The organism is Sporosarcina sp. ANT_H38, from assembly GCF_008369195.1.
Classification (GTDB): domain Bacteria; phylum Bacillota; class Bacilli; order Bacillales_A; family Planococcaceae; genus Sporosarcina.
Genome location: NZ_VOBC01000007.1, coordinates 1 through 22,650, shown reverse-complemented (window position 1 = coordinate 22,650; position 22,650 = coordinate 1). Strand labels below are relative to the sequence as shown.

Sequence of the window (22,650 nt, the reverse complement as noted above, 5' to 3'; positions counted from 1 at the left end):
ACAGAAAAAGCTTTGGACACATCATGCGCCAAAGCGTACATCTTATTGAAGCCATTTGTTAAGTGCATAGTAATCCGGGAATCGTTGAAGCGATTGCTCACACTGTTCGCATATGCATCGCACCGTCAACGCACCGTCTTTTTCATACGCAAGAAAATGCTCAGCTTCCGCTTCGTTCATCTGGTGCAGCAGAAGGACGGTCTCCTTCGCAGATTCGAACGGAAGTGTGCCAATTTCAGTCTCACAATGCCGACAAGTATAACGGATCGCCATTTAGTTTCCGCCCCTTTTCTCAAAGTATAGGCGAAAGACGGCTTTATTATTCCTTATACACCATTAAAGTTGTTCATGACATCATTAAATGGTTTGCCCAGCCAAGCTTCACATGCGGATGCACTTTTTTTCACCATGTCTTCAATTAATGGTTTTTCATCTTTACCGAAAGGTGCCAAAACATAATCAGCCACCTTCATACCACCGATAGGACGGCCAACACCGATACGGATTCGATTAAACTGGTCCGTTCCAAGATGTGCAATGAGTGATTTCATACCGTTATGGCCTCCTGCACTGCCTTTTTGACGCAGTCGAATTGTTCCAGGAGCAATATCTAGATCATCATACAGAACAACGATATCTTCCACTTCGATATTGAAGTAATCCATCAACGGCCGGACACACTCGCCAGATAGGTTCATATATGTGAGTGGCTTTACAAGCATTACTTTTCCTTCCGGGCGATGGATAACCGTATACATGCCACTAAATTTCGATTGCACTGCAGTGATTGGCATACGAGCGCTAAGCTCGTCAATAACATGAAAACCCACATTATGACGTGTGTTTTCATATTGTTTACCCGGATTTCCGAGCCCTATTATCATTTTCATCGATTTTATCTTCCTTTTCACACTAGATAATTAAGAAAGTATAGACACCGTTACAGATACCACAGGCTTAAAGAGAGTAAGCAAGGCAGTCTATAGCGAGTGACTTGTCTAACTATGTCCTCGAAGCCCAGTGTTTAGCGCCTAAACACTATTCTGTGTCATAAAATTTATAACCACTTACCTTTTAAACAGAAAAGAAGCGCACGGAAGTCCGTGCGCTCATTTTTGTATTACTCCGCTTCCTTCTTGTCGCCAATTACTTCAGGCTCTACCGATTCAGAAGCTACACTTTCAAGCTCTTCCATCTCTGCTGTTGAACGCGGTGATGAAATTAGAACAAGTGCATGATCATCTTCGTTTAAAATTTCATATTTCGATTTCGCACGAATCTCAGCTACTGTAATCGCTTCACCAATTTGAAGTTTTGAAATGTCGATATCAAATGTATCCGGAATATCCGAAGGTTTCACTTTGATAGTTACTTCACGGTTTGGCTGTTGAAGAACGCCGCCTTCTTTCAATCCAATAGATTCACCTACAAGATGTACAAGTACATCTACTTCAAGTTCTTCTGTCATATTGATAGCAAGGAAGTCAGCATGTTGAATCTCACCTTTTAATGCGTCAGACTGATAGTCGTTGAGAACAACGTTAATGTCCTTCCCGTCAACATTCAGTTTAATAACACCATTACGGCCTGTTATTTGTAATGTTTTCAGTAGCTCACGCTCTTTTACTGAAATCGATGTAGTTTCTGTTTTGTAACCGTAGACGACTGCTGGAACCAAGCCCTCTTTACGTAATTCAGTTAGTACTGATTGTTTTGATGGTACTCTCGCTTCTGATTGAATAGTTGTACTCATTTTATTTAATCACCCTTCTTTAAAAAAAGTTGTGTTAATTAATAAATACCCAATGACAAGCGACATGAAACATCTAAATTAAATTTATTCAAACAATGTACTGACGGACTTCTCTTCAAACACACGAATAATTGCTTCCGCAAGCAACGAAGCAATAGAAAGCTGCTTGATTTTCGGAGACTGTTTCGTTGCCGGAAGTTCAATTGAATTTGTAATGACCAATTCTTTTATTTGCGAATTATCAATTCGTTCAATTGCTGGACCCGACAACACAGGGTGTGTACAACAAGCATACACTTCTTTTGCTCCACTTTCGATTAAAGCGCTCGCCGCAATCGTAATTGTTCCTGCTGTATCGATAATATCATCAATTAGGATAGCTGTTTTCCCTTCAACATTGCCAACGATATTCATAACTTCGGCAACATTTGGACGAGGACGACGTTTGTCGATAATCGCAATAGGGGCTTTCATGCGGTCCGCCATTTTACGCGCACGCGTCACACCTCCGTGATCCGGTGATACGATGACAAGTTCATCAATATTCAAGCCTTTTCCTTTAAAGTATTCTGTAAGGATTGGCTCAGCAACAAGATGATCTATTGGAATATCGAAGAAACCTTGGATTTGTGGTGCATGAAGATCAATTGCAATGACCCTGTGCGCTCCCGCTGTTTCAAGTAAATTTGCAACAAGTTTTGCTGTAATCGGTTCACGTGAACGTGCTTTACGATCCTGGCGCGCATAACCGTAATAAGGCATAACGACATTGATTGTGCGTGCTGAAGCACGTTTCAAAGCGTCAATCATAATAAGAAGTTCCATCAAATTTTCGTTGACAGGGTACGATGTCGACTGGATGACGAATACATCGCAGCCACGGATACTTTCTTCGATATTGATTTGGACTTCCCCGTCACTAAATTGTTTGACAGAGCATTTGCCGAGTGGGCGTCCGATTTTTTCCGCTACTTGCACCGCAAGTGTTTGGTTCGAATTCAAAGAAAATATCTTTAGTTTATCGTTAGGATAGTGATTAGCCATCATGTTCCCCCTGTTTAATTGCGATTTAGTTTGTTTGCATATCCTTCTTTATTCTCCTGGCGCGCGCGTGCAATTGCAAGTGAACTTTCTGGTACATTTTTAGTAATTGTTGATCCGGCTGCTACATATGCGCCTTTCCCAATAGTAACTGGAGCGACTAAATTGGAATTACAACCGATAAATGCATCGTCTTCAATCGTTGTGAGGTGTTTATTTTTGCCGTCGTAATTGACGGTAATTGTACCGCAACCCACATTTACATGCGAACCGATTTTTGCGTCACCGATATAGCTCAAATGTGACACTTTGCTGCCTTCACCGAGCGTCGCTTTTTTCACTTCAACAAAGTTACCAACTTTCACACTGTCTCCAAGATCAGAATCCGGACGGATATGCGCAAACGGCCCTATTGCTGTAGCTGAACCAATTCTGCTAGATAAAACAACAGATGAATGCACTGTAGTACGATCACCGATTACACTGTTAACAATCTGACTATTCGGTCCAATTACACATTTACTGCCGATAACAGAATGCCCTTCAATCATCGTACCCGGTTGAAGAACCGTATCACGACCTACTTCGGCAGTAGCGCTTATATACGTATTTTCAGGGTTGATGATTGTTACGCCGTTACGCATATGCTTCTCAGCAATACGACTACGCATGACGCGCTCTGCTTCTGCCAAGACTACGCGGTCATTGATACCGAGTGTCTCACTGAAGTCCCCCGTTACATATGCTGAAACGAGTGCACTTTCAGATTGCAAAATACCGACAACATCCGGTAAATAGTATTCACCTTGAGCATTATTATTCTTCACTTTTTTCAACGTTTCGAAAAGTATTCGGTTATCAAAACAGTAGGTCCCTGTATTGATTTCCTTAACTTTTTGTTCTTCGTTATTTGCATCTTTCTGTTCAACATTTCGAAGAACTCGTCCATTTTCTCCACGGATAATGCGCCCGTATCCTGTTGGATCATCCGCATAAGCCGTCAAAATTGTTGCTTTCGCGCCTGTTTCTTTATGATGTGCAATTAGTGCTTCCATGGTTTCGGAGCGGATAAGCGGCGTGTCGCCGCAGACAACAATGGTCGTACCATCCAAGTCACCCATAAGTCTCTCGGCCTGTTGAACTGCGTGTGCAGTGCCTAATTGCTCTTCCTGCAGCGCGTATTCACTTTTCTCTCCTAGCGTTTCTTCCACCATTTCTGCACCATGCCCGACGATCGTAACAATCCGATCTATACCAAGACCGCGTATATGATCAATTACATGTTCGACCATCGGTTTACCACAGACGGGATGCAGTACTTTATATAAATCGGACTTCATCCGTGTACCTTGTCCTGCAGCCAGGACAACGGCATATGTATTTGTCATTTTATGGCCCCCATGAATGAGGGATGAAGGCTAATCCCTCTATAATGTTTTCACTATTCACTATAGCTGAAAACGGTCTATTTTTCAACCTCGTACCTCTTGACAAGTTGAATACAATCTTTTATTATTAATAGTTATCTTTTTCCAGTTAGTTTCATAGCGTACCCCAAATGTGTACTCATAAGAAAAAACTGCCTTTATAAACCCAGGCAGCTACATTAATTTACAAAGCATATACACGGAAACAAAGGAACCCTCTCACGCGCCAGCGCCTTCAAATACTACTTCGTCTGCAGAAAGATGATATGCCGCCAGTACTGCATCTTGGATTTTTGTGCGAGCACTCGTATTAATAGGATGTGCCACATCGCGGAATTCCCCATCTGGCGTTCGTTTGCTTGGCATTGCTACGAACAAGCCCTCATTTCCATCGATGACCCGAATATCATGAACGACAAATTCCTCGTCAATCGTAATCGAGGCAATCGCCCTCATTCTTCCGTCAGTTTCTACCTTCCGCAACCTCACATCTGTTACTTCCATCACTTACCACTCCTTTTGTCTTTACAGCCCATGACGACTATATTCCACAAAAGTAAACGTTTTCCTTCTTTATAAACTAAATTATTTAAAAATTGTAAAATGATGAATAAAAAACCCGCTCCAGATGGTATCTGAGCGGGTATCTATTATTCGCCTACTAGGGCAATAACTTCTATTTCAATTTTTACGTCTTTCGGCAATCTAGCAACTTCAACAGTTGAACGTGCTGGTGTATGCTTTCCGAAGTGTTGTGCATAAATGTCGTTTACAGCACCAAATTCATTCATATCTTTTATGAAAACAGTTGCTTTGACGACTTTATCCAAAGATGAACCCGCTTCTTTCAGCACTTCCTTTAGGTTAAGGAATACTTGGTGCGTCTGATCTTCAATAGTCCCCTCAACAAGCAAGCCTTCCGGTGTCAATGGAATTTGTCCCGATGTATATACCATTCCATTCACACTAACCGCTTGTGCATAAGGTCCAATTGCCTGTGGTGCATTTTTTGTCGCTACATAATTCATATCATTTTCCACCTTCCGCAAAATAGTTTCCTTCTTCTAACTCGATGGTACGGTTCTTCTCATTTACTGCACGGAGCTTAACGAGAGATAGGTAGTTATCGACCAGAACCTCTTCAGCATGATCGGATTCTACTAAAACGGCTATACCTGCCAGTTCACAGCCGAACTCTTCCAGAAGACTTTTCATCCCAAGCATTGTACCGCCTGCCTTCATGAAATCATCTGTAATGAGGACTTTGAGTCCGCTTTGCATGCTCCTCTTAGATAATACCATTGTTTGAATACGCCTGGTTGATCCGGATACGTAGTTGATGCTAACTGTCGGTCCTTCGGTCACCTTGCTATCACGGCGAACGACAACCACAGGGACATTCAAATGACGAGCAATTGAATGTGCAATCGGAATTCCCTTCGTCGCTACAGTCATAATCACATCAATGTCAGTCGCTGCGTACGCAGAAGCAAATACTTTACCTACGCGATCCATAATGCGAGAATTGCCGAGAAGATCCGTCATGAACAAATAACCACCTGGTAGCAGCCTATCGGAATGACCAAGTTCCTCCATCAGAAGAGACATTACTTCACGAACATCAGTTTCTGCCATCTTAGGGATGAACTTCACTCCCCCCGCTGCTCCGGAAACCGTCACCAATTTCCCTGTACCTTTTTCCTCAAACGTTTCTTTTACAATCGTCAAATCTTCGCTAATCGAGGACTTTGCCGCTTGGTAACGTTCGGAAAAGAAGGTTAGTGGAATGAGTTCATGTGGAGATTCCAACAATTGACAAGTCATATCAACCAGCCGCTCGCTCCTTTTCCACTTCATGGTACCATCTCCCAAACCCGAATATTTTAATGTACATTACCACAATTGTACGTGTTTAATCAAGAAATGTATGCCCGCCTACCATTCTGACCGCATATACTTCAGGACAGAACCCTTTCAGCCCGTTATAAATTCGCGGCACTCTGGATTCATGTTTAACGAGACCAAAAACCGTCGGACCGCTACCACTCATCAATACGGCATCTGCACCAAACTTTTTCATCTGCTCTTTCAGAACGACGACTTGTGGATGGAGGTTCATCGTAACAGTTTCTAGAACGTTCCCGACTGATTTGCACATACCATCGTAATCTCCCGCTCTTAATGCTTCGACCATCCGAGCCGTATCAATATGATTAATCGTAGATAAATCCAGATTACCGTATATATCTCCTGTTGAAACCGAAATGGCCGGTTTAGCGAGAATGACCCAACAATTTGGTGGAGCGGGTAGGATTTCAATTATTTCCCCGCGCCCTGTCGCAAGTGCTGTTCCGCCGTGCACACAAAATGAAACATCCGAGCCAATCCGCGCTCCAAGTTTCGCAAGTTCTTTGACACTTAATTTCAAATCCCATAGCCTGTTCAAGCCCCGCAGTGTAGCAGCAGCATCAGAACTTCCGCCTGCGAGTCCCGCAGCTACGGGGATACTTTTTTCAAGCGTAATCTCAACTCCACTTGTAATACCGCATTCGACTTGTAATAGTTCAGCTGCTTGATAAGCCAAGTTCTTCCGATCATTGGGTACATGCCGTTCTGACGCTTTGATTTTTATTTTTCCATTATCTGTCGGGCGAAGCCAGATTCTGTCCGCTAAATCGACCGTAGTCATAATCATTTCAACTTCATGAAAACCATCCTTGCGCTTATGTAGTACATCGAGTGTTAAATTGATTTTTGCTGGTGCCTTTTCATAAAGCATCCGGCTCCCTCCATTCCAGCTTATCTGTGTCCCCCTATTTTAACATAGGGTGAAATATTTGCGTCGTGAAATGATGATAATGAGGTAATTGATTTCAGAAAGTCTCAATTTCCGACCAAAAACACCACTCTACCGATCATTTACACACAAAAAATGAGCATTATATAATTGCCTGGTATCTGAAATTAAAAAGAGCTGGACCCGGATGTCTTGACGACTCCGCATTCAGCTCTTCTTTTGTCAGCCTTTTAGTTGGATATAGGGTAAATTCATAGCTGCGTTTTCTTTTGTGCTACTCCTTCTTCGGCCATCTCAATTGCCCGCTTCACCATATTACCCGCGTCGCGTGATTTAATGCCGCCCCAACCTTCTCGCTCCACAACATCATAAAATCCAAGCTCTTTCGCAATTTCTTCCTTCAAGCTCTCAGACATTATGCCACGTTTTCTCGCCATTCGGTTTTCCTCCTTTTGGCTGACGAACATAGTATGAACTAAAAAATAAAAAAAACACCCAGCACAAGACATTCATTTTCAGAATGCTTGCATAGGTGTATTAAAGAAATGAATTAAATCATAAATGGTGTAATCATTTGACAATAAATACAGTAGGATCTACACCGTCGAGAATTGTTATTTCAACCGCTTCGGTTAAAATATCTGCGTAGCTGTAAGATACTCTTTCAAACGCATTTTCATCTTGGTCAAGTTCAACTACAAATACTGCACGATAAGTTTCTCGCAATACTCCAGCTCTCTCAATCGTCTTCTTCCGACCGCCGTTCGCTTTTAAATGCAAACGTTTGCCCAGATGTGAATCCAATGACTTCTTAATGTCCGCTAATGTTTTTGGCACGTCGCTTACACCTCACTAAGTATAAGCATAACACTTTTAAAAAGTTCTGTCAATTAAAATCTTCATTTTAACAATTGCTTGTCTACTTTGTCAATCTTTTTATTACTAAAATTGGTGTTTTTCTAAGAAAAAGTGTTCTAATTTAACGATTTTTACTTACCTTTATAAAAGTCTTCATACAAGGCATTTGACAGACTTGCAAATTCTTCTATAGACAATGTTTCCCCGCGTCTGCCAGGATCCATGCCGATTTTTTCGAAAGCCTTCAATATCTGTTCTTTTTTTAATTTGCCCTCAGGTAGGGATGATTGCAAGTTATTCAAGATTGTCTTCCTACGCTGTACGAATGAACCCCTAGAGACCACGAACATAAAGTCTTCATCGATTACTTTTGCAGGCGCAGTTTCTTTTCTTGTCAAATGTAAAACAGCCGACTCGACATTTGGTGGTGGCATGAATACCGTCCTCGGTACAATCATCGCCACTTCCGCATCCATATAGTATTGGATGGCAATAGACAGTGAACCGTATGCCTTTGTCCCTGGTACAGCTGTAATGCGATCTGCTACTTCTTTTTGCATCATAATTACCATGCCTGATATCGGAACTTTTCCAAGTAGGAATTTCATGATGATTGGTGTTGTCACATAATAAGGCAGGTTTGCGACTACGACGACATCCTCATAATCCTCAAAGTGATCCTTCATAACTTGTAGAAGATCCGTTTCAAGTATGTCCTGGTGAACGATTGTCACATTATCGTATGGTGACAAGGTATCTTCCAAAACAGGAAGGAGACGGCCGTCAATTTCAAAAGCGACTACTTTTCCCGCGCTTCTTGCAATATGTTCTGTTAGTGCACCGATTCCTGGTCCAATTTCAATTACACCTGTTTTTTCAGTCAAGCCTGCTTGTGAAATAATATTGCGTAAAATATTGGGGTCAATCAAGAAATTTTGACCAAGACTCTTTTTGAGCGAAAAACCGTGTTTAACGAGAATTTCTTTGGTTCTGACCGGAGTCGCGATATCTTTATACATTTTTTTCCTCCTCGTCTAGAACTTTTAATACTTCTCCCAATCGATCATAACCAATTCGGAACATTTCCAGTCGTTTCTTTAGTCCTTTGCCATTCACTTGACCGATTTGCAACAACTCACTTAAGCGCTCCCGCCGCCTTTTCGCATCGGGATGGCCGATAAGCCTAGCTGTCATCAAATCCGCGAGCGGAATATCAACAACTGGCTGGTCGTCCACTGTATAAACCGAGCGAAGGGCCGACCGTATATGCTCATCATGTGCATGCTCTATCCCAAGCCCCGACCCGTTTTTAGCAATCGTTAACTTCTTTTCAAGAAATGCATGTTTAACGCCCGGAATATGCTCTTCAATAATGGCACGTATTCTTCTCCCCGGAAAGTCGGGATCTGTGAATACGATGACGCCTCGCGTTTCCTGTGCATGACGAATACGCGTGAGTGTCAATTCATCAATTGCAGAACCGTTCGTTTCAATCGTATCTGCACCCGCTGCCCGTTTTACGGCAACTGTATCAGATTTGCCTTCAACAACAATTATTTCTTTAATGTTCACAAAAATCCTCATTCCGTTGCGTTATTCCCCTAATTCTACTCTGCCCGCAAGCGGATGTACAGAAAGGTAGGTGATCAATTACGCCTCAGCGTAATTGCGTCCAAATTTCGAATTGCGCTTGCATGCCCACGCGATGTAGGTATACAACGGGGAGGGATTGAGCTGCCTCCCTCCTTATTGCGTTATAGCTTGCTTTAGCAGAAGCAAGCTATAACGCAATAATCCGCAGAACCAATTACAGTTCTACGGATGTATGTGTCAATCGATGATTTTAATCTTCACTTGGCGTCTGCCAAATTTATAAGCATCCTTTTCCGTCGGAACGTGAAGATCAATCTTCTTGCCTTTGATCGCACCGCCTGTATCTCCTGCAACTGCGTAGCCGTATCCTTCAACCCACACTTTAGAACCGAGCGGGATAAGACTCGGGTCTACTGCAATTACTTTCAAGTTGGGGTTTGCACGTAAATTGATACCTGTACGCGTAATTCCAGAACAGCCATTACAATACGCTGTATAGGCAGTGGCAGTTACGTAAAATTCTTTGCCCTCTGCCGCTGAATCATTACGTGATACAGTTTTCGAATTAGACATAGTTTTTGATGCACTTGCAACCATAACTTTCGAACCGATTGCAACGATTTTCGTTTGCGGTTCTTTAATTGACTTCTCTTCTAGCAGCTTGCGGGAAACTTCTTTCCCATCTTCTTTCACAATTTCAAACTTCCGTGAAACTGTTCCTTTCTTTCCTGCCTGAACGATTTTTTTACGTCCCTTCAACAAAGATGAATCATTGCGTGTTTCAACTGCAAAGTTTGCCGGTTCTTCCACTACATCGGTGACCTTTTCCACTCGTACGACTTCCACTATAGAACCGGGCTTCAGGAATCCATCTGCCTTTCTATTCAGGCGATCGTCAGCATTCAAATGAATGTTCTCTCTCTTTAAAAAGTCAGCGACCGTAGTCGAAGTTGATCGGACCTTCTTCATTTCTCCTCCGTCATTCAACGTTACTTCGAACGCTTTTTTAACGGTAATGCTTTTGTCTTCCCCTAGCTGTTCATCAAGCTCCGGGCTTACTTCGTCGTATTCGGTAACTTTAATACCAGCTGCGGCCAGTACATCTTCAACCTTATCATCTGTCGTCCATGTGGATGTGATATCCTGATCGACCTTTATTTCGACTTGTTTCGACTGTTCCCACCTGACCGATAAATCGTCTTCGATAGGTGTATTCACTGAGGGTATTACTAGGTCATGTTTGGTAACTTCAATTCCCTGTTCGGAAAGTAGGTTACCAACTGTATGTGCGTGCGTCTTAATGTTAAGTTCTTGACCGTCCACGTTCAACGTGATCGATTTTTTTGTTCCCTCCAAGAGAACAAGTGAAATAACAGTAACAAATAGTGTTAGCGAAACTACGGTAATCACTACTTTTTTACTCCTCAATGACTTATAGAACAGGTTTTTCATGGTATTTTTTGACACGAAAAAACTCCTCCTTCATCACTCGGCTGATTATAAAGGGTACTCTTCATCATGTCAACCTTATCAGTTATTATTCACAATAGAATGAGAAAGATTTCTATACGTAAAGTATGTAAATCTTCCTAACATTCTAATCATGTTATATTGAAAATTCTCAAGGCATTTGCCGTAGTTTTTTTTGCCACTTCTTCAACTGGGACGTCTTTTAGTCTTGCAATTTCTTCTGCAACAAGCGTCACCCAAGCCGGTTCATTGCGTTTTCCACGGTACGGATGAGGTGCTAGATAAGGCGCATCAGTTTCGATTAACAAATGATCTAATGAAATTTCCGTTGCAACTTCTTTTGGAGTCTTGGCATTTTTAAATGTAACAGGTCCACCAAGCGAAATCATGAAATTCATATTTATGCATTCATTTGCCGTTTCGACACTTCCACCAAAACAATGCATAATTCCGCCTGTTTTTTCAGCTTCCTCTTCTTTCAAGATACGAACGACATCCGCAGTCGCATCCCGGTTATGAATAATGATTGGAAGTTTAACTTTCTGCGCCAGCCTAATCTGCTTTCTAAACAACTCTTGTTGGGTATCTTTCGGTGACTTTTCCCAATGATAATCCAGACCAATTTCACCGATGCCGACCACTTTAGGATGCGCAGCAAGCGTTTCTATCCATTTTAAATCTTCTTCGGTACAATCGATTGCATCTACCGGGTGCCAGCCTACGACTGCATAGATGAACGCATGCTGATCAGTCAGTTCCATTGCCCTTAAAATTGTCTTGCGATCAAATCCGATGACCACCATCTTTTCAACGCCGGCCTCCTGGGCGCGTTGAATCACTTCATCTACATCTTCTTCATACTGATCTGCATTTAAATGAACGTGTGTATCTATATACATCTTTTTTCTCCTCACTATCGTATTATTTTAATCGAACAGATTATTACTTCTATCACATACTATATATGCTGATATAAATATTCTCTTCAAATCTGCTTCAGCGCTTAGGGGATACCTCCTGCCGTAATCCTGGCCGCTAAGCTATTATTCTTATGGCTTCGGCTACCTCTTCTTATGCATTTGGAGCGCGACTGATGAATGACAACCGTACGATTATCGAAAGCAGTGTGTAGGGATGCGACAAAGTCGCATCCCTACACATCCAGACATCTCGGTAATCGTCCTAAAAGTCATTCATTCCAAAGCGATCCCAAAGCGCAACTATACCAGTAGTTGCCCGGGAGATTAAGTTATTTACTGGTTATTTTCGGTAAATCAAAAGACGTGATAGTTTACAAATTAATAATACATTTATGAAAAGAAAAACGACGTTTCCGCGAGGGACGCCGTTTCTATTATTATTTAACTTGTGCACCATTTTCAAGTGACGGATCAACTGTTGCGAGTTTCAAAATACCATCCGACTTCCCAGCTAAAATCATGCCTTGAGATAGTTCGCCGCGTAGTTTTACAGGTTTCAAGTTGGCAACAACAATTACTTTCTGTCCGACAAGTGCCTCGGGTTCGTAATGTTCCGCGATACCTGATACAATTTGTCGCTGTTCATAGCCCATATCAACTTGGAGCTTGAGCAATTTGTCTGCTTTCGGAATTCTTTCACATGCAGTTACTGTCGCAACACGTAAATCCACTTTCAGGAAATCATCGATTGAAATCTCGGTCGCTACTGCCTCTTCAACCTCCACTTTTGCAGGTTGCTTAGCAGGCGCATTTTCAGTAGGTGCAGTAATAGCCATCTGATCACGGATATAAACGACTTCAACGTCCGCATCCAGGCGTGGGAAGATTGGAACACCTTTTTCTACAACTTTTGTGCCCGTTGGAATGGCGCTAAAATTACCTAGCGTATCCCATGCAAGCAGTTTTTCATCCAGACCCAGTTGCGTCATGATCTGTTTAGGTGCCTCTGTCATGAACGGTTGCAATAATACAGCAATGTGACGGAGTGAAATTGCAAGATGTGTCATAACAGACGCCAGTTTCCCTTTATCCGCTTCATCCTTCGCCAATACCCACGGAGACGTCTCGTCGATGTATTTGTTGGTCCGCGATATAAGAGCCCACAAATCCCCAAGGACAGCGCTAAACTGCATCTTCTCCATCGAAGCTTCGTATTTCTCTACTGTAGTTGTCATGAAATCCTTCAGGCTGTCATCGAAGTCGGTTGCGATAATATCTTGTGTCGGAATTTCTCCGTCGAAATATTTATTGATCATTGAAACAGATCGATTCAATAGATTCCCTAGATCATTTGCAAGGTCATAATTTGTCCGCTCCACAAAGGATTCGGGTGAGAATACACCGTCTTGCCCGAATGGTAATTCACGAAGAAGGAAATAACGTGTCGCATCAAGTCCGTAGCGCTCAACAAGCATTTCAGGATAGACGACGTTGCCTTTAGATTTCGACATTTTCCCGTCTTTCATCATGATGAAGCCGTGCGCAAATACTTTCTTCGGCAACGGCAAATCTAGTGCCATTAAGAAAATTGGCCAATAAATGGTATGGAAGCGAACGATATCTTTCCCAACAACGTGGACATCCGCCGGCCAATACTTTTTGAATAGTGAATCGTCATCTGACTGGTAACCAAGCGCTGTGATGTAATTTGTCAAAGCATCGACCCAGACATAAATGACATGCTTCAGATCCCCAGGCACTTTTATGCCCCAATCAAATGACATACGAGAAACAGATAAGTCTTCAAGCCCTGGCTTGATAAAGTTATTAATCATCTCATTTTTACGCGATTCCGGTTCGATAAACTTTGGATTATCTTCGTAAAACTTCAATAGTCTATCCGCATACTTCTTCATATTGAAGAAATACGACTCTTCTTTCACTCTTTGGACCGGACGTCCGCAATCGGGACAGTTACCATCCTCAAGCTGGCCTTCAGTGTAATACGTTTCACAAGGCAGGCAATACCATCCTTCGTACTCACCTTTATAAATATCACCGTTATCAAGGAATGTCTTAAAAATCTTTTCAACAACCACTTTATGACGCTCTTCTGTCGTACGGATGAAGTCGTCATATGAAATGTCCATTGTATTCCATACCTTTTTCGCCGTCTCTGCAATACCGTCTACAAATTCCTGCGGCGGTAGTCCAGCTTCTTGCGCTTTCTCTTGTATCTTTTGACCGTGTTCATCCATTCCTGTTAGGAAACGGACATCATATCCGCGCAATCTTTTATAACGAGCCATCGCATCAGAGGCCACAGTTGTATATGCGGTGCCAATATGAAACTTCCCACTTGGATAATAAATGGGTGTTGTAATATAAAAAGTTTTATTCTGTTCAGTCATGAATATTCCTCCAGTGTATAAGTATGTACTATCTATTCTATCTAAAGCATACTGACGATACAATGAAATTCCTCATAATAGCTAGCTCCATTGCTATTTCTGTATCTATTAGTCTATTCTTGTCGAAATTAGACGTTTTTTTATAAAATAACTACTATTTTTATCATAGTTTTAAGCGCGTAGCATTGACGTTAATTGGAAGACTTGGTATGATGAAAGTTGTTAAGAGAATTTTGTCGAATTTTGACGAAACTAATTGTATTGAAAGGAGTTAATGTAATGAAATCAACTGGTATTGTAAGAAAAGTAGATGAACTTGGACGTGTAGTAATTCCAATCGAGTTACGCCGTACTCTAGGAATTGCACAGAAAGATGCTTTGGAAATTTACGTTGATGAAGATAAAATCATCTTGAAGAAATATATGCCGAATATGACATGCTCAATTACGGGCGATGTGTCTGACGACAACTTAAGTCTTATCGATGGTAAGTTAATTTTGAGCCCAGAAGGCGCAAAACAACTCATCAAAGAAATTGAAGAGAGCTTGCAAAAGTAATTTAATAATATAATTATCCAGACCGGTTATCCGTTCTGGATTTTTTTTTGCATAAAAACTATTGCTCATTCATCTTCAACATGAAATTCTTTATAAACGTCGCGCCTGCTCAACCCACGGGCATTTGCAACTTCTCGAATCGCCTCTTTTGAACGAAGACTTTTTCTTTCCATCAATTCTGTCACATGGTCATGGATTTCTAAGTCGCTCCACCACTCCTGCTGCTCTTCTACAACAACTCCGTCACTACCTTCGATAACAATGCAGAACTCCCCACGTATTTCGTTTGATTCTGCCCATAAAACAGCTTCTTCAAGCGTGCCACGAAGAAATTCCTCAAAACGTTTTGTCAATTCTCTTGCAAGAACGATCGAGCGAGTACCGCCGAAGCTCGTCTGTAACGCACGTAAGGTTTCCTTTAGCCTGTGAGGCGCCTCATACAAAATGATCGTCTCTTCCCGTTGTTTTAAATCGTCTAATTGAATATTCCGAGCCTTCTTCTGGCGCGATAGAAAACCAAAAAACATAAATGGCTGCGGTACTAACCCAGATGCGACTAGTGCGCTGATTGCTGCATTTGCTCCCGGGACAGGAACCACGTCAAACCCTGCAACAATTGCTTTGGATACAATGTCCGCTCCAGGATCAGAGATACACGGCATACCTGCATCACTCACGAGGGCAACCGACTTTCCATCCGCCAGCATAGCCAATATCTTTTCGCCGCCAATTTCAATATTATGTTCATGGTAACTCGTTAACGGTGTCTTAATTTCAAAATGGTTACATAACCTGATTGTATTTCGTGTGTCTTCTGCCGCAATCATATCGACCTCTTTCAAGATACGAATTGCTCGGTATGTCATATCTTCAAGATTGCCGATTGGTGTCCCCACTAGAAACAGTTTTCCGCCGCCCGGTTCAGCACTTTTTTGTGACTTCATCCACGTCTCGCCTCTTTCTAATATAAATCTCTTTCGCATTTCTCTTCAGTTTTTTGAATTGATATTCTGCCTGCATGGCTTCACGTTTCGTTTCAAAGCATTCATGGTAAATATAGTGTACAGGCCGCTTTGCACGTGTATATTTAGCGCCCTTCCCTTCATTATGTACATGAATACGCTTTTCTAAATTGTTCGTGTAACCAGCGTAGTAGGATCCATCCTTGCATTCTAATACATAAAAAAAATGGTCACCCGTTTTGTCCATAAAGGAGGAGCCTCACTTCTTCTGTGTATTCATTATCAGCTCCGTACACATAGAGAGGAGGTAGTACTTTCAAATCCGGCTTGCCATCTTTAATCGCCTCGATGAGTAATGTGTTCGCTTCTTTGCCCTCTTTCGGATAAATGAACTGAATTCGTTTCGGCTCAAGCCGATTCGCTCGCATCGCGGTAACAATATCGAGCAAACGTCCAGGCCGGTGGACAAATGCCGCTTTGCCACCTTGCTTTAACAATTCACTTGCTGACTGGATCGCTTGCTCAAGCGTTAGATGGATTTCATGCCTGGCAATTGCCAAATGCTCCGATAAGTTTTTTTCGCTTGCCTCATGCGCGGGGAAATAGGGAGGGTTACATGTTACCGTATCGTATTTTTCATAGCCGATTTTCGCTGCAATGCCAATGACATCATCATTAATGATTTGAATCCTATCTTCCAACCCATTATATAGGACGCTTCTTTCCGCCATATTTGCAAGCCGTTCCTGTAATTCAATGGCAATAATGGTAGCGTTCGTTCTAGCGCTTAAAAACAGTGGAATTGCGCCGTTACCTGCACATATATCTACAATTTTCCCAGAGCGTTGTAGTGGGACGTAAGCAAATCTTGCAAGTAATACAGCATCCAGTGAAAATGAAAATACAGACGGACTCTGTATAATCCGCAGACTTTCCGCCAATAAATAATCAAGCCGTTCATCATCTTTTAAAATTTCATCCATAGTACTTTCCTCCATAATAGAAATGCGTAAGACGTCGAATTAAAAAACGCAACCTAGGTTCGGCACGAGTGGGCCTACAATTTGTAGCTCTCCGATAAGACTTATGCCTGACCGACCCCTGTGGGCCTAAGCCTGTACAACAACAGAAAAGCCGATGCCTACGTTGCAATAGGATCGGCTCGCTTTACACGTTTTGTTTATTTAAAAAAGAAAGACAAAACAGACAATCTTCCCCTTTACGAATACCACCGTAATGGACATTACAGACGTGAAACCCTTCGTTATACAGGCGAGCTAAATTATCAACGCCTTCTCCAACGTCTATTTTATTCGTTTTTACCCGATGTTGCCTCGTGGTAATTGTCTGTGTTTGCTCATTAATTTGTTTGTTCATTTCTTCAAGCCGCTTGCGCAAATGATGGTTTTCGAGTTGAAGCGAATGGTTCTCTTCCGTCATCTGCGCGACGAATCCAATCAGTTCGCGGAATTGCTTTTGCATAGATTCGAGTTCTTGCTCGAATTCCATAACCCTATCCAGAAAACTCTTTTCTTTCAACTATCCCACCTCATTATTTCATCAATTGGGCCATATTTTTTTGTTGTTCCATGATTTCTTCCAACGTATACTCCAATACCAAATCCTGCTCAGCCATACTTACTTGAAGAAGACGTTCAAGTAAATTGAGACCGACTACTTTTCCGGGTCCTTCAGGTGTTTGGACACGCGTTCCTATGTCTGGCATAAGCGCCTTCGCCTCTTCGTAATCGTCGTTCTCGTATTTCAAGCAACACATAAGACGTCCGCACAAACCTGATATTTTGGAAGGATTAAGTGATAAGTTCTGATCTTTTGCCATTTTTATCGAAACTGGTTCAAAGTCACCGAGGAATGTCGAACAGCAAAGCATTCGACCACATGGACCAATGCCTCCAAGCATTTTCGCCTCATCACGTACACCGATTTGTCTAAGTTCAATACGCGTCCGGAATATTGAAGCAAGATCTTTGACGAGGTTCCGGAAATCGACACGACCTTCAGCCGTGAAGTAAAAGACAATCTTATTTCGATCGAATGTATACTCGACATCCACAAGCTTCATCTCTAACGCATGTTCTATAATCTTTTCTACGCCTGTACTAAAAGCCCGTTCAGCCTCAAGACGATTCTCCTCTACTTTTTCGAGGTCCTCCGTTTGCGCTGGACGAATGATTTTCTTAAGTGGCAAGACAACATCATTTTCACCGACTTCTTTAACCTTACCAGTAACCTTACCGTATTCAATCCCACGTGCTGTTTCAACGATGACATAATCACCTTCGTCTAACGTGTAATCTAGTGGATCGAAATAATATATTTTACCCGCTTTTTTAAAACGGACACCTACAACTTTATACAACAAGTAACCCCTCCTGCATGCTGAGCACCAATTGTTCCATTAAAAGCGTGCGATTCATATTGCCGTGCAGTTGTTTTTTCGACTGCAATATTGCCTCCATATTAGCGGACAACTGGCTGTATGTCATCTTCATCGAAAGACCTCTAAATAGTTCTTGCTGATCAGGAAATGCTGCTATTGACTGCAAACCAGCTTTAGACGCTACTACATCTCTGTAAGCATATAGCAGTAAGTCAAGTCCACTCTCAGTCTCTTCCTTCTCTTTAAATAAAGGGGCCCATTCTGATTGGATGAATAATAACGCTTCATGGACATGTTTATCCGATGCTTCAACCAATTTTAACACTGTTTTTCGCATGTGTGCAAATTGATCATCCCCGGCAAGCCGAAAAGCTTCATCTAGATTGGCTGTAACCATCGTAACAGTCGCCGCCATTGAAGGTGTAATACCCTTTTCGACCAGCTTATTAATCATCATATCTCTAGATGGCGGAAGAAAAGTTAGCCGCTGACATCGCGATTGGATAGTCGGTAAAATCGATTGATAAGAATCTGTTAAAAGAATTGCCGTTACATCGCCTTCAGGTTCTTCAAGAAACTTGAGCAGCGTATTCGCCGCAGCCACATTCATCCGATCTGCCCTGGAAATAATATATATTTTCCTACCTACCTCGTAGCCCTTTTTTGTCATGCTATAAACAAGATTGGACATCTGCTCTTTCCTTATATCCTGCCCATCTGGTCGAATAAGCGTTACATTTGGATGATTACTAGATGTCACCCGTCGACAGGAATGACATGTTTCACATGGAACAGAATTTTCAGGGCTAACACAAAGCAAGAGTTTCGCAAAAAAGAATGCAACTGCCTCTTTTCCCGTTCCGCGTTCACCATCAAATATATAGGCATGTCCAATCCGTCCATTTTTATAGGAAGAACTTAGTCGTTCAGTTACTATTTTCTGCTCTTTTACTAGTCGGTTTTCCATTTCGCTTTGCATAATTGTACACCCCCGTGTTCAAAAAAACCGCGTTTCTCAAACGACAGAAAACACGGAATTACATGTATAGATTAATAAGAAGCCCTTTAATCTCACCAATTTTGGCTAGTAGATCTACAGACGTTTTTTCTTCATTTAACAAGTCTTCAGCCAATTCTATAAGCCTCTCGTCTATCGTTTCGACAATTTTCAACCGACGGCCCTCACCGAAACGGTTCCACGAATGAGACTGCTTAAGTCCCATTCCGGATTCAACGGCTTCTTTCAGAAAACGTCGAATCAGCATTTTATATTTAGCCATGTCGCGTAAATTGCGTGAACGGGCAATTCTGTCACCGGCCGATGAAATATCACCTAGAAGCTTAGTAACCTGCTCACCTTGGAGGCGCTGCTCTTGTTTGACTACCATTTGGCCGAATCGCGCTCCTCCTTGAGATGAATGTAAAGGATCGTTCCTCATCTTGTCTAGACCTGACCGGTAGTCACTATTGACTTTCAATTAGATTCACCTCTAGCCATTAAAAATGATGAAAATGTTCAATTGGAAGGACGAATACTGTGGCGCCGCCAACCTCGACCTCAACTGGGTACGGAATATAAGAATCTGCATTTCCACCCATCGGAGAAACAGGAGCTACCATTTGATCTCTTGAACGGCAATTTTCCCGGATGAGTTCAAGCGCCTTCGGAACGAGTGCGTCATCGGTACCAATCAGAAACGTCGTATTTCCCGACCTTAAAAATCCTCCCGTACTGGCCAATTTCGTCGCTCGGAAGTCGCCTTTGGTTAAAGCTGTAGATAACCGGTTACTATCTTGATCCTGTACAACTGCCACAATCAATTTCACGATGATCTCCCCTTTTCCGCTTTCCAACTATTATATCATGAATCTGACTATTTAATGAGTTGGGAGCATATGATTTTCCAAACATTTTCCGTTACTTGCTCTTTAGAGAGCGAAGCATCCGTTGATTGAATCCGTTCTGGGTAACGACGGATGAGCTCTTGATACCCCACATAAACATTTTGATGAAAATGGATACTTTCATTATCTAGCCGATTTTCTTCACGTTTGTCATTGGCCGCAATTCGTGCAAGTCCCACTTCCGGCTTGATATCAAAAAACACCGTCAAGTCTGGCATCGTCTCGCTGATAGCAAACTTATTAATTGATAGAACCTCATCAATTCCAAGTCCACGCGCATGCCCTTGATAGGCTAATGAGCTGTCAATGAAACGATCACATAAGACAATCATTCCTTCCTGAAGTGCAGGGACAACTCTTTCAACGAGATGCTGCCTTCTTGCAGCGGCGTAGAGAAGCGCTTCTGTCTTCGCATCCATTTCCTGATGATCATTGTCGAGGATAACTTCACGAATTTTCTCCGCAATGCGGATTCCACCCGGTTCCCGCGTAAGAATAACCTTTAATCCTTCTTCTTCCATACGTTTATATAACTCTTTGATAACTGTTGTCTTTCCAGCCCCTTCAGGTCCTTCAAATGTGATGAATACACCTTTCTGTAACATATTATTCCTCCACTCTATTCTTTACTACTACTATCTGTTTTTCATTAATTCGAATGGCACCCTGTAATTTCGCCCCCATTTGGAGCAACTTTCCGAGAGTTTGAATATGCTCATCCTTTACAATTTCTCCCGCCATTAAAAGCGGAATACCCGGCGGATATGGAATAATTGAAGCAGCCGCGACACGGCCCACGGACTCTACATATGGAATCCACTCCACCTCCATGTTCGCCACTTCCTCGAACGTGTAAGCGAGACGGGAAAGTCCCTCCTCAAGTGATGGTATTTCTCCTAGATTTACTATCCTGTCCAATCCATCCAAACAAGCAACCGCAATTTTTATTTTCTCGCAAATTTCATCGAACGGATAGGTCGTTCCGACTTTTAGTAACGGTAACACGAATAACACTTGATAGGGATCTGCAATTTCGCCATATATACCTTCCGCTTCCAGCTTTTTTTGTATATCAAAACCTGTAAAACCTTCAATACGCAAAATGAGCTTTAACGGATCATCCGTTACAATCGTTTGAAGCCCAGGAATTATCCCAAGCCGTTTGATGAAATCCATACGCTGTCCCATGAAACTCTTTATATCTTCTCCATTATAAAACTCTGCATAAGCTCGTGCATCGTCAAGCGAAGCCATCAACAAATAAGACGGACTGCTGGACTGTAACATCCCTAAATAATGGGCGACTTTTTCTACAGCTATGAAATCTGAGCGGATATGTAAAAAAGAAGCCATCGTCATTGCGGGCAACGTTTTATGTGCTGAATGTACAACCACATCTGCCCCCATCTCCAATGCTGAACGAGGAAACGGTTCTCCTACAACAAAATGCGCACCGTGTGCCTCGTCAACCAAGACCGGAACTTCATACGTATGACAAAACCTAATGATTTTTTCCAACTCGGTACCTGTTAGACCGTAATAGGTCGGATATGTAAGAATGACAGCCTTCGCATCAGGATAAGCCTCGAGTGCCTCGCCAACTTGAGCGACGGTCACATGCCCGGCTGTCTTAGTAATCTGATCCCAAACCGGAGACACGAATACCGGCCTAGCACCAGTTAGCTCAATCGCATGGAAAATCGATTTATGTGCATTACGCTGAACAATAACCGTTTCACCAGCACGGCACGTCGCATAAACCATTGCTAAATTCCCTACCGTTGACCCATTCACAAGGAAGAAGCTCCGATCCGAACCATAGAGTGATGACAGCTTCTGCTGCGCCTCTTCAATTACACCACTTGGCTCATGAAGATCGTCAAGACCCGCTAACTCAGTAAAATCGTATTGAAGAGCCGTCTGTAATTCAGTCGGTAATCCAGAAAGTATTCCACCCTTATGTCCTGGCACATGGAATGAAATTGGATTTGCTTCTTTGAATTTGATTAACGCTGCAATAAGTGGCCGATTAACATCTTTCATTATAAATCGCACTTCCTTTTCTTCCTTCTATTATAAACGACATTCGCTCTACATTAAGCTTAAATGTGACACGGACTGTAAATTTGATTGTCTAGGCAACCACATAACTTGTTCAACCAATTATATCGCTACTCGGACCAATCATATCTCTCTCCAGACCGGTCACATAACTTGTTCGACCAATCACATCTCTCTTCTATGCTTGGCCCTCTTCTTATGTTTAATCAAATATAAGAAAAAATCATTACCCACCAGACGGTAATGACTTCATTTTTTCGAATACGTATTTTTGATACAATAACATTTTAATTTCTAAAAAAAATTAGTAGATAACGCAAAACGAGAGGATTCTAAGGAATCCTCTCGTTTTGTATTAACCATGGTGCCCGGCGACGTCCTACTCTTGCAGGGGGAAACCCCCAACTACCATCGGCGCTGAAGAGCTTAACTTCCGTGTTCGGGATGGGAACGGGTGTGACCTCTTCGCAATCGTCACCAGACTCTTTGAGCT

General features: G+C 42.2%; 27 protein-coding genes and 1 rRNA gene. 1 reads left to right on the top strand and 27 read right to left on the bottom strand.

Annotated features, from left to right (window positions below; genetic code table 11):
- Positions 1-42: 42 nt before the first annotated feature.
- The 16 genes from FQ087_RS21460 to metG form a co-directional block, all read right to left on the bottom strand.
- Positions 43-273: an anti-sigma-F factor Fin gene (locus FQ087_RS21460; RefSeq protein ID WP_149582647.1), complete on the bottom strand. Its 231-nt coding sequence runs from the start codon at positions 271-273 to the stop codon at positions 43-45.
- Between the two features lie 53 nt (positions 274-326).
- On the bottom strand, positions 327-890 hold the full coding sequence (gene pth / locus FQ087_RS21455; RefSeq protein WP_149582646.1) for an aminoacyl-tRNA hydrolase: 564 nt from the start codon (positions 888-890) through the stop codon (positions 327-329).
- A 230-nt stretch (positions 891-1,120) separates the two neighbouring features.
- Complete coding sequence (locus tag FQ087_RS21450; protein ID WP_149582645.1) at positions 1,121-1,753, bottom strand: 50S ribosomal protein L25/general stress protein Ctc; 633 nt, start codon at positions 1,751-1,753, stop codon at positions 1,121-1,123.
- A gap of 84 nt (positions 1,754-1,837) precedes the next feature.
- Entirely contained in the window at positions 1,838-2,797 is a 960-nt protein-coding gene (locus FQ087_RS21445) for a ribose-phosphate diphosphokinase (protein WP_149582644.1), read from the bottom strand.
- 14 nt (positions 2,798-2,811) lie between these two features.
- Positions 2,812-4,182, bottom strand: coding sequence for a bifunctional UDP-N-acetylglucosamine diphosphorylase/glucosamine-1-phosphate N-acetyltransferase GlmU (glmU, locus tag FQ087_RS21440; protein WP_149582643.1), 1,371 nt, complete (start codon positions 4,180-4,182; stop codon positions 2,812-2,814).
- Between the two features lie 258 nt (positions 4,183-4,440).
- A complete protein-coding gene (gene spoVG / locus FQ087_RS21435; protein ID WP_149582642.1) occupies positions 4,441-4,725 on the bottom strand; it encodes a septation regulator SpoVG in 285 nt (94 codons plus the stop codon).
- Positions 4,726-4,871: 146 nt separating this feature from the next.
- Positions 4,872-5,249 carry a RidA family protein gene (locus FQ087_RS21430; protein ID WP_149582641.1) on the bottom strand — a complete coding sequence of 126 codons (378 nt, stop codon included), beginning with the start codon at positions 5,247-5,249 and terminating at the stop codon, positions 4,872-4,874.
- A 1-nt stretch (position 5,250) separates the two neighbouring features.
- Positions 5,251-6,078 (bottom strand): pur operon repressor, encoded by an 828-nt coding sequence (gene purR / locus FQ087_RS21425; RefSeq protein WP_149582640.1) that lies wholly within the window; start codon positions 6,076-6,078, stop codon positions 5,251-5,253.
- Between the two features lie 55 nt (positions 6,079-6,133).
- Entirely contained in the window at positions 6,134-7,000 is an 867-nt protein-coding gene (gene ispE, locus FQ087_RS21420; RefSeq protein WP_149582639.1) for a 4-(cytidine 5'-diphospho)-2-C-methyl-D-erythritol kinase, read from the bottom strand.
- Positions 7,001-7,269: 269 nt separating this feature from the next.
- Positions 7,270-7,455: a small, acid-soluble spore protein, alpha/beta type gene (locus tag FQ087_RS21415; RefSeq protein WP_149582638.1), complete on the bottom strand. Its 186-nt coding sequence runs from the start codon at positions 7,453-7,455 to the stop codon at positions 7,270-7,272.
- Positions 7,456-7,588: 133 nt separating this feature from the next.
- On the bottom strand, positions 7,589-7,855 hold the full coding sequence (gene veg, locus FQ087_RS21410; RefSeq protein WP_149582637.1) for a biofilm formation stimulator Veg: 267 nt from the start codon (positions 7,853-7,855) through the stop codon (positions 7,589-7,591).
- Between the two features lie 152 nt (positions 7,856-8,007).
- Positions 8,008-8,895 (bottom strand): 16S rRNA (adenine(1518)-N(6)/adenine(1519)-N(6))-dimethyltransferase RsmA, encoded by an 888-nt coding sequence (rsmA, locus tag FQ087_RS21405; RefSeq protein WP_149582636.1) that lies wholly within the window; start codon positions 8,893-8,895, stop codon positions 8,008-8,010.
- Positions 8,888-9,448 (bottom strand): ribonuclease M5, encoded by a 561-nt coding sequence (rnmV, locus tag FQ087_RS21400; protein ID WP_149582635.1) that lies wholly within the window; start codon positions 9,446-9,448, stop codon positions 8,888-8,890. Before rnmV ends, rsmA begins: the two co-directional genes overlap by 8 nt.
- 258 nt (positions 9,449-9,706) lie before the next feature.
- Positions 9,707-10,936, bottom strand: a complete 1,230-nt coding sequence (locus FQ087_RS21395; protein ID WP_149582634.1) for a resuscitation-promoting factor — start codon at positions 10,934-10,936, stop codon at positions 9,707-9,709.
- Positions 10,937-11,070: 134 nt separating this feature from the next.
- Positions 11,071-11,838 carry a TatD family hydrolase gene (locus tag FQ087_RS21390; RefSeq protein WP_149582633.1) on the bottom strand — a complete coding sequence of 256 codons (768 nt, stop codon included), beginning with the start codon at positions 11,836-11,838 and terminating at the stop codon, positions 11,071-11,073.
- A gap of 458 nt (positions 11,839-12,296) precedes the next feature.
- Positions 12,297-14,270 carry a methionine--tRNA ligase gene (metG, locus tag FQ087_RS21385; protein WP_149582632.1) on the bottom strand — a complete coding sequence of 658 codons (1,974 nt, stop codon included), beginning with the start codon at positions 14,268-14,270 and terminating at the stop codon, positions 12,297-12,299.
- A 279-nt stretch (positions 14,271-14,549) separates the two neighbouring features.
- Between metG and FQ087_RS21380 the strand changes: the two genes are divergently transcribed.
- Entirely contained in the window at positions 14,550-14,828 is a 279-nt protein-coding gene (locus FQ087_RS21380; protein WP_149582631.1) for a transition state genes transcriptional regulator AbrB, read from the top strand.
- Positions 14,829-14,893: 65 nt separating this feature from the next.
- On the opposite strand, the gene rsmI is transcribed toward FQ087_RS21380, so the two are convergent.
- The 11 genes from rsmI to rrf all read right to left on the bottom strand — a co-directional run bounded on the left by rsmI (position 14,894) and on the right by rrf (position 22,639).
- Complete coding sequence (gene rsmI, locus FQ087_RS21375) at positions 14,894-15,772, bottom strand: 16S rRNA (cytidine(1402)-2'-O)-methyltransferase (RefSeq protein WP_149582630.1); 879 nt, start codon at positions 15,770-15,772, stop codon at positions 14,894-14,896.
- Entirely contained in the window at positions 15,750-16,037 is a 288-nt protein-coding gene (locus FQ087_RS21370; protein WP_149582629.1) for a GIY-YIG nuclease family protein, read from the bottom strand. Before FQ087_RS21370 ends, rsmI begins: the two co-directional genes overlap by 23 nt.
- The gene (locus FQ087_RS21365; protein WP_149582628.1) at positions 16,021-16,773 is read right to left on the bottom strand and encodes a tRNA1(Val) (adenine(37)-N6)-methyltransferase; all 753 of its coding nucleotides are present in this window, start codon (positions 16,771-16,773) and stop codon (positions 16,021-16,023) included. Before FQ087_RS21365 ends, FQ087_RS21370 begins: the two co-directional genes overlap by 17 nt.
- Before the next feature lie 184 nt (positions 16,774-16,957).
- Positions 16,958-17,329: a DNA replication initiation control protein YabA gene (yabA, locus tag FQ087_RS21360; protein ID WP_149582627.1), complete on the bottom strand. Its 372-nt coding sequence runs from the start codon at positions 17,327-17,329 to the stop codon at positions 16,958-16,960.
- Positions 17,330-17,342: 13 nt separating this feature from the next.
- Positions 17,343-18,170: a PSP1 domain-containing protein gene (locus tag FQ087_RS21355; protein ID WP_149582626.1), complete on the bottom strand. Its 828-nt coding sequence runs from the start codon at positions 18,168-18,170 to the stop codon at positions 17,343-17,345.
- Positions 18,163-19,170, bottom strand: a complete 1,008-nt coding sequence (gene holB / locus FQ087_RS21350) for a DNA polymerase III subunit delta' (RefSeq protein WP_255452498.1) — start codon at positions 19,168-19,170, stop codon at positions 18,163-18,165. Before holB ends, FQ087_RS21355 begins: the two co-directional genes overlap by 8 nt.
- Positions 19,171-19,228: 58 nt before the next feature.
- Positions 19,229-19,669, bottom strand: coding sequence for a YaaR family protein (locus FQ087_RS21345; protein ID WP_188006860.1), 441 nt, complete (start codon positions 19,667-19,669; stop codon positions 19,229-19,231).
- A gap of 19 nt (positions 19,670-19,688) precedes the next feature.
- Positions 19,689-20,018 (bottom strand): cyclic-di-AMP receptor, encoded by a 330-nt coding sequence (locus FQ087_RS21340; protein WP_149582625.1) that lies wholly within the window; start codon positions 20,016-20,018, stop codon positions 19,689-19,691.
- A gap of 47 nt (positions 20,019-20,065) precedes the next feature.
- Positions 20,066-20,701, bottom strand: coding sequence for a dTMP kinase (gene tmk, locus FQ087_RS21335; RefSeq protein ID WP_149582624.1), 636 nt, complete (start codon positions 20,699-20,701; stop codon positions 20,066-20,068).
- Between the two features lies 1 nt (position 20,702).
- On the bottom strand, positions 20,703-22,151 hold the full coding sequence (locus FQ087_RS21330; RefSeq protein WP_370456101.1) for an aminotransferase class I/II-fold pyridoxal phosphate-dependent enzyme: 1,449 nt from the start codon (positions 22,149-22,151) through the stop codon (positions 20,703-20,705).
- A gap of 372 nt (positions 22,152-22,523) precedes the next feature.
- Positions 22,524-22,639, bottom strand: a 5S ribosomal RNA gene (rrf, locus tag FQ087_RS21325).
- Between the last annotated feature and the right edge of the window lie 11 nt (positions 22,640-22,650).